Here is a 15,656-nt window from a genome sequence, read left to right on the forward strand (position 1 = left end):
CATTTCATAGATGCTGCCGGATCAGCGCTTCCTGGGCGGGGAGGAGAGCAAGTTCCTCGGGGGTGAGGGTTGGGTTGTTGCCGCGGTATTCGAGGGCGGTGGGTAGGCCGGGTGTCGGGTCGATCGAGTTGGCGAGGTAGATGCCGAGGGCCTCGCGGAGCAAGTCGGTGAGGGTCTCGAAGGCCGGGTCGAGGGCGACCTGCGCGAAGATGATCGCGGTCAGCGCCACGTCGAACTCGGGAATGCCTTCCTCGGCGTTGCGCCAGTCGATGACGACCGGGCCGGCCGGGGTGGCGATCACGTTCAGCGGGTGCAGGTCGCCGTGGACGACGACCAGGCCCGGCGTACCGCTGGGTGCGGGGATGGCCTGCAGGCGGCGGTGCAGGTCGGCGTGGATCAGGCCGACCTCTGCCGCGGTCAGGTCGCCGGCGATGGCGGCATCACCCAGCGTCGGACCGTCGAGGCGCTCGACGACCATGTCCGGACCGCTGACCTCTCGGACATTCGGGACCGGGTAGTCGTACTTCGCCACGTGCCGCATGAAGTCGGCCTCGTCACGGACCGGGTAGCTGTTGCGGTAGCGCCGCAGCACCCACTGGTCGTCGATGGCGTAGACGTCGGCGTCGCGACCGGCGGCGAACGGCTCAGCGCCCGGAGGAAGCAGCGCCGAAAGCCCGGGCTGCGAGCTGTCCGTCATCCGACCTGGCAGCCGCCGACTGCCGGTTCGAAGGGCTTCACACCAAGAGTTGGCATGCCGAGCATTACACCAGGCGACGGGGCCGGGGCGTCCTGAGCTCGCTCCCACGCGTCGCCGGCCCGAGTACGGCGTACCGCACCGAAGACGTCCGCGTTCAGGTGATGGGGCGCTGCGTACGTGACCTCGACTGTGACCACATCGCCCGGCCGCGGCGTCTCGACCTCCGCAGGCAACGCGAAGTGGACGAGCCGGTTGTCGCGGGCGCGACCGCTGAGCCGGTGGGTCGCGGCGTCCTTGCGCCCCTCCCCCTCCGCGACGAGCACCTCGACGGTCCGGCCGACCATCGTCTTGTTCTCGCCCCACGCCATCTCGTCCTGCAGCGCGACGAGTCGCTCGTACCGATCCTGTACGACGTCGCGCGGGACCTGGTCCTCCATCGACTCGGCCGGCGTACCAGGACGCTTCGAGTACTGGAAGGTGAACGCGCCTGCGAACCGCGCCTGCCGGACCACGTCGAGCGTGCCCTGGAAGTCCTCTTCGGTCTCCCCCGGGAACCCGACGATGATGTCGGTGGTGATCGCCGCATCCGGCATCGCAGCTCGGACGTCCTCGATGATCTTCAAATACCTATCGCGACGGTAAGAACGCCGCATTGCCTTCAGCACCGTGTCCGATCCGGACTGCAGCGGCATGTGCAGGGAAGGCATCACGTTCGGCGTCTCGGCCATCGCCTCGATCACGTCCGCGGTGAAGTCCCGCGGGTGCGGCGACGTGAACCGCACGCGCTCCAGCCCGTCGATCTCCCCGCATGCGCGCAGCAGCTTGCCGAACGCGAACCGGTCGCCGAACTCCACGCCGTACGAGTTCACGTTCTGACCGAGCAGCGTCACCTCAAGCACACCTTCGGCAACCAGCGCCTCGACCTCGGCGAGCACGTCACCGGGGCGGCGATCCTTCTCGCGGCCGCGCAGCGACGGAACGATGCAGAACGTGCAGGTGTTGTTGCAGCCGACGCTGACCGAGACCCAGGCGGAGTACGCCGATTCGCGCCGCGTCGGGAGCGTCGACGGGAAGACGTCGAGCGATTCCAGGATCTCGACCTGGGACTCCTCGGCGACCCGCGCCCGCTCCAGCAGCACCGGCAGCGAGCCGATGTTGTGGGTGCCGAACACAACGTCCACCCAGGGGGCTTTACGAACGATCGACGCCTTGTCCTTCTGCGCCAGGCACCCGCCGACGGCGATCTGCATGCCGGGCTTACGGGCCTTCACCGGCGCCAGGTGGCCGAGATTCCCGTACAGCTTGTTGTCGGCGTTCTCCCGGACCGCGCAGGTGTTGAAGACGACCACGTCGGCCTCGTCACCCTCGGGCGCGCGGACATAGCCCGCATCCTCCAGCAGGCCGCGCAGCCGCTCGGAGTCGTGGACATTCATCTGGCACCCGTAAGTGCGGACCTCGTAAGTACGCATAACAGCCACCAAGAGTACGTGCCGGGGTAGACAAATCCCTACCTGGGACCGGCGGGCTGCGACCCGTGTGCCGACCGGCGCGCAGAACAATAGTGAGGGGCATGAACAGTTCTCGCCGTCAGTTCCTCGCCCGTACCGCCGCCGGAGCCGCTGTCCTCGCGGGAGGTAGCTTCACCACGACCACCGCCTCGGCCGTGGTCAAACCGCGCAAGATCACGGCGCTCACCAATGTCACCGTCATCGACGTCGCCACCGGTCGCCGCGATCGCAACCAGACCGTCCTGATCAGCGGCGAACGCATCGTCGCCGTCGGCCGCCTCCCGATCCCCGACAACGCAACGACGATCGACCTCACCGGCAAGTACGTGATCCCCGGCCTCGCCGACATGCACGTCCACAGCCTCGGCGACGAGCATGTCTCGCCGCCGCTCTACCTCGCGAACGGGCTGACCACGGTCCGCGAGATGGCCGGCACGGACCCGATCCTGTACAAGTGGCGCGACCGGATCGCCGCCGGAACTCTGCTGGGGCCGCGGATGGTGGTCGGCAGCAAGATCATCGACGGTGACCCGACCCTGTGGGACCCGAACCTGACCCCGGTCATCGTCGCCGGCGACGAGCAGTCCGCCCGGGCCGCCGTACGCCGGGTGCACGCCGAGGGCGCCGACTTCGTCAAGGCGTACTCGCGGCTGAGCCGGGCGGCGTACGCCGGCCTCATCGACGAGGCCCGCAAGGTCGGCCTGACCGTCCACGGCCACGGGCCGGACCAGCTGACCACGAAGGAGGTCAGCAACGCCGGGCAACGCAGCATCGAGCACATCCACTCGATCGGGCTCGCGGTCTCCACCCGCGAGGCCGAGGTACGGCGGATGGTCCTCGCGATCACCGTGCAGAAAGGGGACTACAACAGCTGGTTCCGGCAGATGCACCCGATCGAGTGGATCGCCGCGAACACGTACAGCCCGGCCCGGGCCGCCGACGTGTTCGGCACGCTCCGACGGAACCGGACCCGGGTCACACCGACACTGACCATGCACAACGTCCTCGACCAACCCGACTACACGCAGCTCGATCCCGCACTGGCCAAGTACATGAATTCCGACGAGATCGACGTCTACAACTACGCGATCCAGACCCTGTACACCCCCAATCGGACCGCCGAGGAGATCTCGCACCAACGGCAGATGTGGGCCTGGCGGCAGCGGTTCGTCGGGGAACTGTTCGCGCACGACGTACCGATCATGGCCGGCACCGACACCGGTACGCCGTACTCCGTGCCGGGGTTCGCGCTGCACGACGAGCTCGAGCATCTGGTCGGCGCCGGAGCCACGACGCGTCAGGCGCTGTACGCCGCAACGGTCGAGCCGGCCAAGTTCCTGGGGCTGTCGAAGGACCTCGGCTCGGTCGAACCGCGGAAGATCGCGGACCTCGTCGTACTGGACGCCGACCCGCTGACCGACATCCGCAACAGCCGCAAGATCCACACCGTCGTCACCCGCGGCCGGGTCATCTCCCCCGCGCAACGCCGGCAGATGCTCGCCGACGTGGAGGAAGCCGTCAAGGCACCGCCCGCGGCGACGGCACTCGCAGCCGGCGGCTGCTGCGGCCGATCCAACCACTGAGCGCTCGCCGAGGCGGATCTGGTGCGAGCGTGCCGTCTGGCGCGACATGCTCGAAGATCTGCTCGACGAGGGCCACGACGTGCGGGTCGTCGACGGTGTAGAACTGCCGCCGCCCCTCACGTCGTGCGCTGACCAGCCCGGCCAGGCGGAGCTTGGCCAGGTGCTGGCTCGCCGTCGGCACGCTGACACCCACCCTGGCGGCCAGCGTGCCGACGTCGTACTCACCACAGCTCGCCAACGCGACCAGATGCAATCGGACCGGCGCCAGCAACAGGCCGAAGGTCCTGGCCGCGGTGGCGAGCTGGGGCGCGGTCGGCTCGATCACACCCGCACCTTGGGCTCGATCGGCTCCCCGAACGGGTCCCGGGCCGGATACCCGAGCGCCGCGTCGATCAGCTCCTCGAGCCGATCACTCAACCCGTACTCGAGCAGGAGCGCTTCCCCGTGCACCTCGTCCAGGGGTACGCCGAGAACTCGGTGCAGGAAGGTCTCCAGGAGTTGGTGCCGTCGGTTCATGGCCGGCTCCTCAATAGATGTTCGACGGACGGACCATGCCCTCGGCGAGATCGCCGAAGCCGGGCGCCATGATCGCGCCGGGGTTGCCGATGATCTCCTCGACGACCGCGGTCTCGGTGGTGAGGATCAGCGCGGCGATCGAGGCCGCGCTCTCCAGCGCCGCCCGGGTGACCTTGAGCGGATCGATCACAGCGTCCTCGACGAGGTCGCCGTACCGACCGGTCAATGCGTTGAAACCGTGTCCCGCCGGCAAGGACGCGACCTGTGCCACGACCTCGTCGCCGTCGTACCCGGCGTTGATCGCGATCCAGCGCAGCGGCTCCGGGAGCGCGCGGCGGACAACCTCGCGTCCGATCGCCTCGTCGCCGGACAGCTCCAGCTCCGAGAGCGCAGCCTGGGCCTGCACCAGCACAGTCCCACCGCCGGCCACGATGCCTTCCTCGAGCGCGGCCCGGGTCGCGGCCAGCGAGTCCTCGACGCGCAGCATCCGTTCCTTCAGCTCGACACTCGTCGCGCCACCGACCCGGATCACCGCGACCTTGCCGGCCAGCCGGGCCATCCGCAACTGCAGGCTGTCCTGGTCGGCGTCGATCTTGGACCGCTCGAACTGCTTCTCCAGCTGGGAGATCCGCGCCTCCACCAGCGACGCGTCTCCGTGCCCACCGACGATCGTGGTGGTGTCCTCGGTGATCGTGATCCGGTCGCACGTGCCGAGGTGCTCGCGGGTCACGTCGGTCAGGTCGAGCCCGGTGTCCTTCGCGATCACCGCACCGCCGAGCGCGGTCGCCAGATCCTCCAGCTCGGCGATCCGGCGATGGCCGAAGCCGGGCGCCCGTACGACGACCGACCGCATCGTGTTGTGCATGTTGCCGCCGACAAGCAGTTGCAGCGCCGGCCCGTCGACCTCCTCGGCGAGCACCACGAGCGGACGGTCCGCACGCTGGGCCGCCTCGAGGGTCGGCATGATCTCCTGCACCTGCGTGATCTTCTTGTTGGTCAGCAGGATCAGCGGATGGTCGTAGACGGTCTCCATCCGCTCCCGGTCCGTGACCATGTACGCCGACACGTACCCGTGGTCGAACTCGATGCCGTCGACGACCTCCACCGACATCCCGAGCGTGTCCGACTCTTCGGTCGTGACCACGCCGTTGCGGCCGACCCAGTCGACCGCGTCCGCGATCACCGTGCCGATCACCTCGTCGTCACTGGCCGCCAGGGTCGCGATGTGCTGCAGTTGCTCGCGGCCGCGAACCTCGACGGCCCGGCTGCGCAACGCCTCGACCACGACCGGTACTGTCCGCTCGATGCCGCGGCGTACCCGCATCGGGTTGGCGCCGGCGTCGACCTCACGCAAGCCCTCGCGGACCATCGCCTGGGCCAGCACGGTTGCCGTTGTGGTGCCGTCGCCGACCACACCGTTGGTCTTCATCGCGACTTCCTTGACCAGCTGGGCGCCCATGTTCGCGAAGGGTTCGCGCAGCTGGATCTCGCGGGCGATCGTGACGCCGTCGTTCGTGATCGTCGGCGGGCCGGTCAGCTTCTCCAGCACCGCGTTGCGGCCCTTGGGCCCGAGCGTCACCTTGATCGCATCGGCCAGCGCGTTCACACCGGATTCGAGCAACCGCCGGGCATCGGTGTTGAACCGCAGTTCCTTCGCCATGGTCTGCCTCCTGCCAGAGAATTGTTAGGGGATGAGGATTGCCCGGCCGCGGACCTTGCCGCGGTCGAGGTCGTCGAGGGCTTGCTGGAACTCCTCCAGCGGGTACTTCGTGGTGTGCAGCGCGACCTTGCCCTGCGCCGCGAGCTCCATCAGGTCCTGCAGGTCGTTGTACGACCCGACCAGGTTGCCGATGAAGTTGATCTCGGTGGAGATCATGTCGATGGTCGGTACGTCGAGGTTCTCGCCGTACCCGACCACGTAGTAGTTGCCGGCCCGGCGCAGCATCTCGATCCCGTCGGCGGTGGAACCGCCCTCGCCGACGAAGTCGACCACCGCCTCCGCGCCGTGCCGTCCGGTCAGGGCCCGGACCTGTTCCACGTGCGTGCCGTCGGCAACGATTCCGTGGTCGGCGCCGATCTCCACGGCGAGGTCGACCGCTGCCTGATTGCGATCGACGACGACCAGGGTCGCGGCCGAGATCGCCTTCATCACCTGGATGCCGATGTGACCGAGTCCGCCGGCGCCGATGATGACGCAGACAGCGCCCGGACGGAGCGTTCGCGCCGCCTTCGCCGCGGCGTGGTACGCCGTCAGCCCGGCGTCCGCGAGGGCCGCGACGTCCGCGGGCTCCAGCGAGTCGTCGATCCTGACGACGCTGCGTGCCGTCGTCCGCAGGTATTCGGCGTACCCGCCGTCGGCGTCGATGCCCGGGAACGCCGACGCCTCGCAGTGCACGTCGTCGCCGGACCGGCAGGCCCGGCAGAGTCCGCAGGTGATCAACGGGTGCAGGATCACCTTGTCGCCGACGGCAACGTTCGTGACGGCGTCGCCGATCGCGTGCACCCAGCCGGCGTTCTCGTGACCGATCGTGTACGGCAGCAGTACGCCGCTCTTCTCGGCCCACTGTCCTTCGAGGATGTGCAGGTCGGTCCGGCAGACCCCGGCGCCGCCGATCCGGACGACGACGTCGAGCGGGCCGGTGATCTTCGGTTCGGGAACATCGGCCAGTTGAAGCTTGGTGTGATAGCCGACGACCTGTACGGCCTTCATCGAGTCCTCCTCGTATTGGTGATCCGGGTTGCCAGCGGGTCGTCATCGTCGTACCGGGTCGTCAGCAGGCCACGGCAGAAATGCGCGTTGCCTTCGACCGAGATCCGGACCGCCTTCGCGAACCGCAGTCGCATCGGCGCCGCGTCCGGCGGCACGGGTACGCCGTCGTCGTCGACCAGCACGAGATCCTCCGGCCGGATCCCGAGCCCGATGTCGGTCCGCCGGCGAAGCAGTGCGTCCTTCTTCGGACCGCCGGGCAGGTGCCAGAGCGTGAGCCCCGGCATCTCCTCGATGGTCTTGCCGGTCGACCGGAGCAGTGCCATCACGCACCGCTCCATCGCCGCCGTGTGCGCCTTGCGCTGGAACGTACGACGCAGTTCGTCGAGGTCCTGATCGGCCTCGTTGCCGAAGGTGCCGACGTAGCCCGCGTTCGCGGCCAGGCCGGCGTTGATCTTGTCCGAGTCGTGGTGGTCGTCGAGCAGCACGGTCACCACGCCCACGCCCGGCACCCGACGCAGGGCGTCAACTGCGTCGGATGCCATCAGGTAGGCGAAGTTCGGGGCACAGAACGACGTCGGCAACCGCAGGTGGACGGTCACGCCGTCGTCGTCGATCAGCACCGACCGAACGAAGCCCAGCTCGGTGATCGGCTGGTCCAGCTCGGGGTCCACGACGGTCGCCAGCGCCGCCGTGATGTCGGCTTCCAGTTCCGGCGACTGTGCCGGCGACGAGGCGACCGCGATCATGACGCCACGGCCTCGGACAGCCGCAGTTCCGCCGGCACCTCGAGGCCGTACAGCGAAGCCGCGTTGAGGCCGAGGATCTTCTTCTTCTGCTCGACCGTGATCGGCGCGTACTCGGTCTGGTCCGCCGGGATCTGGAAATCGACGAACTGCTCGATCAGCCACTTCGGCGTCCAGAGCGCGTAGTCGGAGGAGAACAGGATCCGGTCCTCGCCGATCCAGTAGAGCAGCTCGCCGATGATCTGCGCGAAGTACCCGGGCCGGCTGTGGATGAACGGCATCGCGACCGCGAGACCGCCGTACACGTTGGGCTCCTGGGTGGCGATCCAGCAGAAGTCCTCGAGCCGGGGCAGGCCGACGTGCTCGACGATGAAGTTCAGCTCGGTGTAGTCGGTCGCCACCTGGTCGATGTCGGCGACGTCGAAGGCGTCCCGGTCCAGGGGCCTGATGGTGGGGCCCTTGTGGACGTGGATGTTCTTGATACCGAGCTTCAGGCACTCTTCGAGATAGCGCCGCGACCACTTGCTGTCGAGCTTCCACCCGCGGGAGTCGCCGTTCCACTCGGCCGTGTAGAGCTTGACGCCCTTCAGGCCCATCCGGTCGGCGTCCTTGCGGAGCTGTTCGAGCCCGGCCTCCTCGTGACGCGGGTCGAACGCGTGGTTGTAGGTCAGCTTGTCCGGGTGCGCCTTGGTCAACGCCAGGGCGTCCTCGGTCTGACCGAACCCGCGCTTGTAGAAGTCGCTCAGGATCGCGGGCTGGAAGATCGCGTGATCGACGTACCCGTCCTCGAAGAGGTCCTTCAGCAGCCGCTGCTCGCCGTAGTACGTGTAGGTGTCGTAGTCCCACACGACCTCGGCCGGGCTGAGGTTCTTGTGGTAGTCGTAGAAGCAGTCGATGAACTGCTTGCCGTGGATGTTGCGCTGGTTCTCCGGGCGCGCGTCCCACAACGCGATGTGCGCGTCGCAGATGTAGTACTTCTCACCGTTCTTCTCGTACATGCGCGCTCACTTCGTGGTGAGGTCGAAGCCGATGTACTCGGCGGCGTCCTCGGGGCTGGCGAACAGGATGGTCTTGTCGTCCAGGTGCACCATCCGGCCGTAGTGCGTCGAGGAGATCTCCTCGAACACCGACCCGTCGAACTCCATCCCGAGCGCGTCGGACAGCTCCGCGTAGTCGAAGTCGAGCAGCCCGGTCCCGTCGACGCGGATCATCGACGGGTACTCCGTCAGCTCGACCCCGTCCTTCGCGCCCATCACCTGCGCGACGACGCGACCGATCGGGGTGTTCATCAGGGTCACGCCGGTCTTGTTGGAGAACTCGGCTTCAGATCCGAACTGCATGCTCACTGGTCCAGCTCCTTCGGAGTGTCGAGCCCGAGGTCCTCGAGCAGGGAACGGAACTTCTGCTTGGCCGCGTCCAGGCTGTCCGCGAACGTGACCGACTTGTCGGCCGGCTGCGACCAGATCGGCTGCAGGGCGTGCGCGGCGTCGAGGCAGCGCGGTACCCAGGTCGCCATCCATTCGCCGAACAGCACCTTGTTGCTCTCGCCGAACTCGCTGTCGCGGGTCAGCAGCCGGAACAGGTTGCGGCTGTACGAGAGGTCGCGGTCGTAGTCGTGCTCGCCGGTGCCGACGATCGTCGGCGTGATGTAGTCGCCGTTGCGGGCCGCGATCTGCATCACCAGCTCGGTCCGGAACAACGACCCGACCAGCTGCTCGAACACGATGTTGGTGGCGAACAACAGCTCGCACCAGTCGCCGACGGCGGTCAGCCGCTCGACCACCTCACGCGTCGGCTGCCATTCCGGCGCGCTCTGCCAGACCTCCTTGTGCGCCGACCCGTCGAACGGTACGTCGGCCTCGGACAGGTCGAGGTTGAACAGCGCGAGGTCCTGGGCGAACCGCATCTTGTGCGCGGCGTTCACGGCGACCGCGGTGTTGATCATGTTGGTCGGGCCGGAGCGCTGGATGCTGGTGAAGACGTGCAGCGCGAGCCCGTTCTCGGCGTGCATCCAGGCGCCGAGGTTGCGCTCGACGAACTTCAGCCAGGCCGGGTTCCAGGCGTCGTACGCCCTGGCCCGCTTGGCGTTCTGCAGGCCGAGGTCGACCTGGCGGACGACCGCGGAGTTGTTCCGGTAGATCGTCTGGTTCCACTCCTCGTTCGGGTCGAGGAACGCGTGCCAGTTCGAGGACTTCGCGGCGGTCCACTCCTTCGGGTAGCCGCCGGGGCCGTTCCCGAAGCCGTAGATCCAGCCCTGGCTCAGGTGCCGGTCGGGGTCCGGCTGGACGTCGACCGTGACGTCCTCGTACATCGTCGCCCGCAGCTTGGCCGGCTTGTAGTAGTTGTACGACCGGCTCTGCGAGCTCGGGAACTCCAGCGCGCCGGCCTCGGAGTCGGTGAACTCGATGCTGGGAAAGCTGCGCTGTTTCGTTTCTGTCATCTCAGGCTCCATCGGTAGCTGGGCTGGTGAACTTGTCGTAGAAGACCTGGTCCTTCGGCACGCTGCTTGCCTCCAGCAACGCCAGGGCGGCGTCGACCATCGGCGGCGGGCCACACAGGTAGACCTCGCTGCGGTGCAGCTCCGCCTCCCGCCGCTCGACGATCTCGGTGACATTGCCTTCCTCCACCTGGAGCCCGTCTGCGTCCTGAGCCGACTCGGACAGGCAAGCGATGAACTCGAACCCGGTGAGGTCGGCACCGAGCTCCTTGATCGCCTCCAGGTAGAACAGGTCGGCCGCCGTCCGCGCGCCGTAGTAGAACCGGACCGGGCGCGTGCTGCCGGTCTCCTTCAGGTGCCGCAGGATCGACAGGATCGGCGCCATCCCGGCACCGCCCGCGACGCAGACGACCGGCAGCACGTGGCCGTCCTTCAGCGTCGACGAGCCGTACGGCCCGGTCAGCGACAACGCGTCGCCGACCGCGAGCTCGCCGTCGAGCAGGGCGGAGAACCGGCCGCCCGGATACTTCTTGATCAGGAACTCGATCTCGTCCGGTGTCGACTGGGTCGTCGCCATCGAGAACGAGCGGTGATCGTCGGTGCCCGGGATCGTGATGTCGACGTACTGCCCCGGCTTGAACTCGAAGGGCACTCCGGTCTTCAGCCGGAGCGACACGATGTCCCGAGTGACCGGGTCGATCGCCGTCACCGTTGCGTCGACGGTCTGGATCGGGATACCGCCGAGCAACTCTTCCTCGTCGTAGTTGAGCAGCTCGATCGTGCAGTCGCTGTACGCATGCGACTTGCAGAGCAGCACGTAACCCTCGGCCACTTCCGCGTCGTTGCAGGCGAACGTCGAGTAGCGCTCCATCTGGATGTCACCCTCGAGCAGGTACGACTTGCACGCCGAGCACTGCCCTTCCCGGCAGCCGTGCATGAGATGGATCCCCTGCCGGAACGCGGCGTCGAGGATCTTCTCCTCCTCGCCGACCTCTATCTCGATGCCGACCGGTTCGAACTGGATGCGGTGTTTGTCGGCCACCGGGTCCTCCTCAGGCTGCCGTGTGGGTCGAGGCAGTGCCGTTGGCCTTGTACGCGGCCACGTGGGCCTCGCGCTCGGCGTCGGACATCTCGTTGAGCAGCACGTTCGGGCTCATGAACGTGTTGCCGCGGACGTCGTCGAGGGTCCACATCTTCTTCGGGTCGTCCAGGTCCAGATGCGGCTGGCCGATCAGCGTCTTGCCGTCGTCGCGCACGTACCCGAGGTCCTGCACGATGTCGGCCAGGTCCTTGTTGTGGTGCAGGGTCTCCCACTCGCGGAAGCCGGTCAGGCGGCCCATGTTCGGGGTCGGCCGGCCGTCGTACTCACCGCGGAACGCGACCGCGTCGGTCCAGTAGCAGGTCTCCGAGCAGTACGTGCGCCACTGGTCGTCGACCTTCTCGGTGACCATGTCCTCGCGGATCAGCGCCGGCACCATGCAGGTCCAGCAGCGGTGCGGGTACTGGTAACCGACCTCTTCGAACGCGATCGGCTTGTTCTTGCCGGGGTACGCGAGCCGGTTGTAGTTCTCCCACCACTTGCCGTACTTCGAGTACCAGCCTGGGTACTTCTCCTCGAACCACTCGAAGTCCTTGTCGGTCATCGCGTCGATCCGCCAGTAGTTCACCGGCCAGCCGGTGGCGAAGAACCGCGCGACCTCGTGCACGTAGCCCTTGTTGGTGATCCGGTTCCACGCTTCCTCGACCAGGTCGTGCGGAATCGTGAGGCCGTACTTCTCCAGCGGCAGCAGGTAGCTGCGGTAGTAGTCGTCGTAGATCCACCGGCGCCACATCTCGGCGTACGACTCCCGGTCCTTGCGGCGGTCCTTCGTGCCGTACTCGATGAACGTGCCGATGGCCGCGTCCACGACACAGTGGTTGTTCCACCACGCGTACCGCAGGTCGCGCTCCAGCAGCGGCCGGTTGCGCTCGTCGGCCAGCGCCATCAGCAGGATCGAGTACCCGTTGCTGATGTGCCGCGACTCGTCGGACTGGACCGAGTGGAACACCGTCGGCAACAGGTAGTCGCCGTTGGCCGCGGCCTCGTCCGGCATCGCCACGAACAGCGTGTTGGTGAAGGCGGTCTCCGCGACGACGGTGAGGTAGATGTTCGCCGCGGTGATCGCGTCACCGGTGATGAACCCCTCGCCGAACTGCCGGCCGATGGTGCCCGCGTAGTTGTTCGCGAACGCCTTCTCGGTCATGTCGAAACCGGCCGGGTCGATGTAGTTGTTCATGTACAGGCGCTTGAGGTTCATCTGGATCGTCGAGTGCCTGACCTCGTCGATCATCTGCACCGCGAGCCCGTTGTGGATCTCCGGGTTCGGTACGGCGTCGATCGCCATCGGCATCGCCCGGGCCGCGGAGATCTCCGGGAACGGGATGATGCTGAGGAACAGCTTCTGCCACTCCAGCCAGCGCTGCTGGACCTGGCGGAACATGTTGCCGCGGATGGCGCCGTCCATGGCGCCGTACACGCGGTTGTCCTTCTCTTCCTCCATCGGGAAGTAGGACCGCATGATCTGCTTCAGCGGGTCCTTCTTCGGCGCCTTCTCGAACGTGTAGTCGGTGCCGAACCGGGTCGCGGGGGTCGCGAACGTCGGTTCCCAGGACAGCTCAGTGATCTTGGCGTGGGCCTTGGTGAGACTCTGCCTGCTCAATGTGGGCCTCCATCATCGGGGTTGATAGGAGATGAAAGCCGCCTAGTGGACGTCTCCGTGTCTCAATGTGAGATGGCGGTCACAGCCCAGCGAGCTACCGTTGGTCGGAGTTCCGCTGGTGACGGACGTGAAGGAGACCGCTATGGGCGCTGCACAGCCGGTCCGAACTGCAACATCAAGAGCGGAGATCCGAGTGTCGTGGGAGCGCTCACAGGCGTCGCAGGTCGACGTGGACCGCCCCGCCCCGAAGTACTTCGACCGGATCGACCGCGAGACGACTCTGATGCGGGCGGCCCGTCCGGTCATCGACGCACTGTCGTCGGAGCTGCACAACGAGCCGGTCTGCATCATCCTGACCGATGCCAAGGGTGTCGTCCTCGACCGCCGCGGCGGCGATCCGTCCCTGCTCCGGCGCCTGGACTCCGTCGACCTCGCACCCGGATTCCAGTACGTCGAGTCCACCGTCGGCACGAACGGGATCGGTACGGCGCTCGAGGTGGGCGGACCGATCCAGATCGACGGAGCCGAGCATTACAACGGGAAGCTGCGAATGTTCTCGTGCGCCGGCGCGACGATCACGCATCCCGTCACCGGCGGGCTGCTCGGCGTACTCGACATCACGACGCAGGCGAAGAACTCGAACACGATCCTGCTGTCGTTCGCCAAGCTCGCCGCGCGGCGGATCCACGAGCGCGTCGTCGAGGAGGCGAACGCGCTGGACCACGCCTTGCTGAGCGACTACTACGCGGCCTGCCGGCACAGCGGCGGTCCGGTGCTCGCGCTCGGCGACGAGGTGTTCATGATGAACGCCTATGCCCAGGCACGGTTCGACGCGATCGACCAGGCGGCACTCATCGACCGCACCCGGGATGCGCGCGGCGGGACCAAACCGCTTGTATTCATTACCGATCTACCCAGCGGGACCACTGCACGACTGGCCTATCGGCCGACGTTCCTCGGCGACACGCTGGCCGGCGGCGTCATCCAGATCAAGGAGCAACGGGCACCGGTCCGCAGCGTTGCCCCCCGGGCTCCGCTGATTCCCGGGACGACCGGCACGAGTGCGGTCTGGCAGCACGTCACGCAGGAGCTGCTCGAGGCATGCAGCCGTTCCGAGTGGCTGATCGCCGACGGCGAAGCGGGGACGGGCAAGCTCTCCATGCTGCGTGCGGTACGTCGGCATGTCGCGCCTGAGCGTCGCCTCGTCGTACTCGATCCCGAGGCGATGGGCGACGACCTGCTGACCGAGGCACGCGCCGAGCTGGATTCCGGCGCCGACCTGATCATCCGGCGGGCTCATCTGTTGACCCGCGAGGTCCTCGACGGGCTGACCGAGTTGCTGCAGAACGTCCGTGACGGCGCGATCGCCGGGGACGCGTGGGTCGCGCTCACCTTGCCGGCCGACCGGTCCGAGATCGCCGACGAGCTACTGGCGTTCTTCCCCCGGACCGTCGAGGTGCCGCCGCTGCGCCATCACGTCGAGGATGTTCCGGCCCTGGTCCGGTCATTGCTGGCGAAGGCCGGCATCAGCGGCCTCACCTTCTCTACTGCCACGATGAACCAGCTGATGCGCCTGCCGTGGTCGGGCAACATCACCCATCTGCGCGCCGTCCTGACCGCGGTGGCCAGGCGACGTCGCTCCGGAGTGGTCGAGCTCGCGGACCTGCCGCCCGAGTGCAGGGCCACCACGCGCCGGCAGCTGACCCCGATCGAGGCCCTCGAACGGGACGCGATCGTCGACGCGCTGTCGACGTACGACGGGGACAAGAAGGCCGCCGCGGCGGCGTTGGGAATGTCACGCGCGACGATCTATCGGAAGATCCGCGAGTACGGAATCGTCACCTGAGCGGGCGGGTCGCTCACAAACGAACAATCGCCAGCAGTCCGTGATCACCCGGCTACGGTCAGCGCCGCTATATTGCAGATCGTTACCAAGGGGGTACCACCCGGGCCTGCGACCGCACCCCCGGCTCCAGTAGGTTCTGGCCATGAGCGATTCCGGCACTCTGACGAAAACCGGGCTGGTGGATCTGTCCGGTGTCAACAAACACTTCGGCGAACTGCACGTCCTGAAGGACATCAACCTGTCCATCGCCAAGGGTGAGGTCGTCGTCGTGATCGGCCCGTCGGGATCCGGGAAGTCGACGCTCTGCCGCGCGATCAACCGGCTGGAACCGATCGACAGCGGCTCCATCACGCTCGACGGCCAGCCGCTCCCCAGTGAGGGCAAAGCACTGGCGAGACTGCGCGCCGACGTCGGCATGGTGTTCCAGTCCTTCAACCTGTTCGCGCACAAGACAATCCTGCAGAACGTCACCCTCGGCCCGATGAAGGTCCGCGGCCAGTCCAAGTCCGAGGCCGAGGAGAAGGCCCAGGCGCTACTGGACCGGGTCGGCGTCGCCGCGCAGGCCGCGAAGTACCCGGCGCAACTGTCCGGTGGTCAGCAGCAGCGGGTCGCGATCGCTCGCGCACTGGCGATGGACCCCAAGGTGATGCTGTTCGACGAGCCGACCTCGGCTCTGGACCCGGAGATGATCAAAGAGGTCCTCGACGTGATGGTCGACCTGGCCGGTCAGAGCATGACCATGGTCGTGGTCACCCACGAGATGGGCTTCGCCCGCCGTGCGGCGAACCGGGTCGTCTTCATGGCCGACGGTCAGATCGTCGAGGAAGCCGAGCCGGAGAAGTTCTTCACCGATCCGCAGACCAAGCGGGCGCAGGACTTCCTCTCGAAAATCCTTACCCACTGAGCGTTCCGGCCTT

General features: G+C 67.2%; 15 protein-coding genes. 3 read left to right on the forward strand and 12 right to left on the reverse strand.

The annotated features are described in order from the left end of the window. Nucleotides 1-4: 4 nt before the first annotated feature. Together ACQPYH_RS30080 and miaB are read right to left on the reverse strand one after the other, a co-directional pair. The gene (locus ACQPYH_RS30080; RefSeq protein WP_432878063.1) at nucleotides 5-697 is read right to left on the reverse strand and encodes a phosphotransferase; all 693 of its coding nucleotides are present in this window, start codon (nucleotides 695-697) and stop codon (nucleotides 5-7) included. Beyond that, nucleotides 694-2,166, reverse strand: a complete 1,473-nt coding sequence (gene miaB / locus ACQPYH_RS30085) for a tRNA (N6-isopentenyl adenosine(37)-C2)-methylthiotransferase MiaB (protein ID WP_432878065.1) — start codon at nucleotides 2,164-2,166, stop codon at nucleotides 694-696. The genes ACQPYH_RS30080 and miaB overlap by 4 nt, the downstream gene beginning before the upstream one ends. Nucleotides 2,167-2,267: 101 nt before the next feature. On the opposite strand from miaB, the gene ACQPYH_RS30090 reads away from it, so the two are divergent. After that, nucleotides 2,268-3,788 (forward strand): amidohydrolase family protein, encoded by a 1,521-nt coding sequence (locus tag ACQPYH_RS30090; RefSeq protein WP_432878068.1) that lies wholly within the window; start codon nucleotides 2,268-2,270, stop codon nucleotides 3,786-3,788. On the opposite strand, the gene ACQPYH_RS30095 is transcribed toward ACQPYH_RS30090, so the two are convergent. The 10 genes from ACQPYH_RS30095 to ACQPYH_RS30140 are packed head-to-tail and all read right to left on the reverse strand — an operon-like array spanning nucleotide 3,724 to nucleotide 12,893. After that, nucleotides 3,724-4,113, reverse strand: coding sequence for an ArsR/SmtB family transcription factor (locus ACQPYH_RS30095; protein WP_432878070.1), 390 nt, complete (start codon nucleotides 4,111-4,113; stop codon nucleotides 3,724-3,726). The genes ACQPYH_RS30090 and ACQPYH_RS30095 overlap by 65 nt on opposite strands. Beyond that, nucleotides 4,110-4,304: an iron dependent repressor, metal binding and dimerization domain protein gene (locus tag ACQPYH_RS30100; protein WP_130449351.1), complete on the reverse strand. Its 195-nt coding sequence runs from the start codon at nucleotides 4,302-4,304 to the stop codon at nucleotides 4,110-4,112. Before ACQPYH_RS30100 ends, ACQPYH_RS30095 begins: the two co-directional genes overlap by 4 nt. A 10-nt stretch (nucleotides 4,305-4,314) precedes the next feature. Then, nucleotides 4,315-5,964: a chaperonin GroEL gene (gene groL, locus ACQPYH_RS30105; RefSeq protein ID WP_432878073.1), complete on the reverse strand. Its 1,650-nt coding sequence runs from the start codon at nucleotides 5,962-5,964 to the stop codon at nucleotides 4,315-4,317. Nucleotides 5,965-5,988: 24 nt separating this feature from the next. Beyond that, complete coding sequence (locus ACQPYH_RS30110; protein ID WP_432878075.1) at nucleotides 5,989-7,014, reverse strand: NAD(P)-dependent alcohol dehydrogenase; 1,026 nt, start codon at nucleotides 7,012-7,014, stop codon at nucleotides 5,989-5,991. Then, a complete protein-coding gene (locus tag ACQPYH_RS30115; RefSeq protein ID WP_432878078.1) occupies nucleotides 7,011-7,760 on the reverse strand; it encodes an iron-sulfur cluster assembly protein in 750 nt (249 codons plus the stop codon). Before ACQPYH_RS30115 ends, ACQPYH_RS30110 begins: the two co-directional genes overlap by 4 nt. Beyond that, a complete protein-coding gene (locus tag ACQPYH_RS30120) occupies nucleotides 7,757-8,755 on the reverse strand; it encodes an amidohydrolase family protein (protein WP_432878080.1) in 999 nt (332 codons plus the stop codon). The genes ACQPYH_RS30115 and ACQPYH_RS30120 overlap by 4 nt, the downstream gene beginning before the upstream one ends. Before the next feature lie 6 nt (nucleotides 8,756-8,761). Beyond that, entirely contained in the window at nucleotides 8,762-9,097 is a 336-nt protein-coding gene (gene mimD / locus ACQPYH_RS30125; protein ID WP_130449341.1) for a propane 2-monooxygenase effector subunit MimD, read from the reverse strand. Between the two features lie 2 nt (nucleotides 9,098-9,099). Continuing rightward, a complete protein-coding gene (locus ACQPYH_RS30130) occupies nucleotides 9,100-10,197 on the reverse strand; it encodes an aromatic/alkene monooxygenase hydroxylase subunit beta (protein ID WP_432878082.1) in 1,098 nt (365 codons plus the stop codon). Between the two features lies 1 nt (nucleotide 10,198). Continuing rightward, on the reverse strand, nucleotides 10,199-11,236 hold the full coding sequence (locus tag ACQPYH_RS30135) for an FAD-binding oxidoreductase (protein WP_432878084.1): 1,038 nt from the start codon (nucleotides 11,234-11,236) through the stop codon (nucleotides 10,199-10,201). 10 nt (nucleotides 11,237-11,246) lie between these two features. Further along, a complete protein-coding gene (locus tag ACQPYH_RS30140) occupies nucleotides 11,247-12,893 on the reverse strand; it encodes a hypothetical protein (protein ID WP_432878086.1) in 1,647 nt (548 codons plus the stop codon). Between the two features lie 193 nt (nucleotides 12,894-13,086). Here ACQPYH_RS30140 and ACQPYH_RS30145 point away from each other — a divergent pair, with 193 nt between their 5' ends. Together ACQPYH_RS30145 and ACQPYH_RS30150 are read left to right on the forward strand one after the other, a co-directional pair. Next, complete coding sequence (locus tag ACQPYH_RS30145; RefSeq protein WP_432878088.1) at nucleotides 13,087-14,739, forward strand: sigma-54-dependent Fis family transcriptional regulator; 1,653 nt, start codon at nucleotides 13,087-13,089, stop codon at nucleotides 14,737-14,739. Nucleotides 14,740-14,881: 142 nt separating this feature from the next. Beyond that, nucleotides 14,882-15,643 (forward strand): amino acid ABC transporter ATP-binding protein, encoded by a 762-nt coding sequence (locus tag ACQPYH_RS30150; protein ID WP_432878091.1) that lies wholly within the window; start codon nucleotides 14,882-14,884, stop codon nucleotides 15,641-15,643. The last annotated feature ends 13 nt before the right edge of the window (nucleotides 15,644-15,656 follow it).

It is taken from the genome of Kribbella sp. CA-245084, from assembly GCF_050942355.1.
Classification (GTDB): Bacteria; Actinomycetota; Actinomycetes; order Propionibacteriales; family Kribbellaceae; genus Kribbella.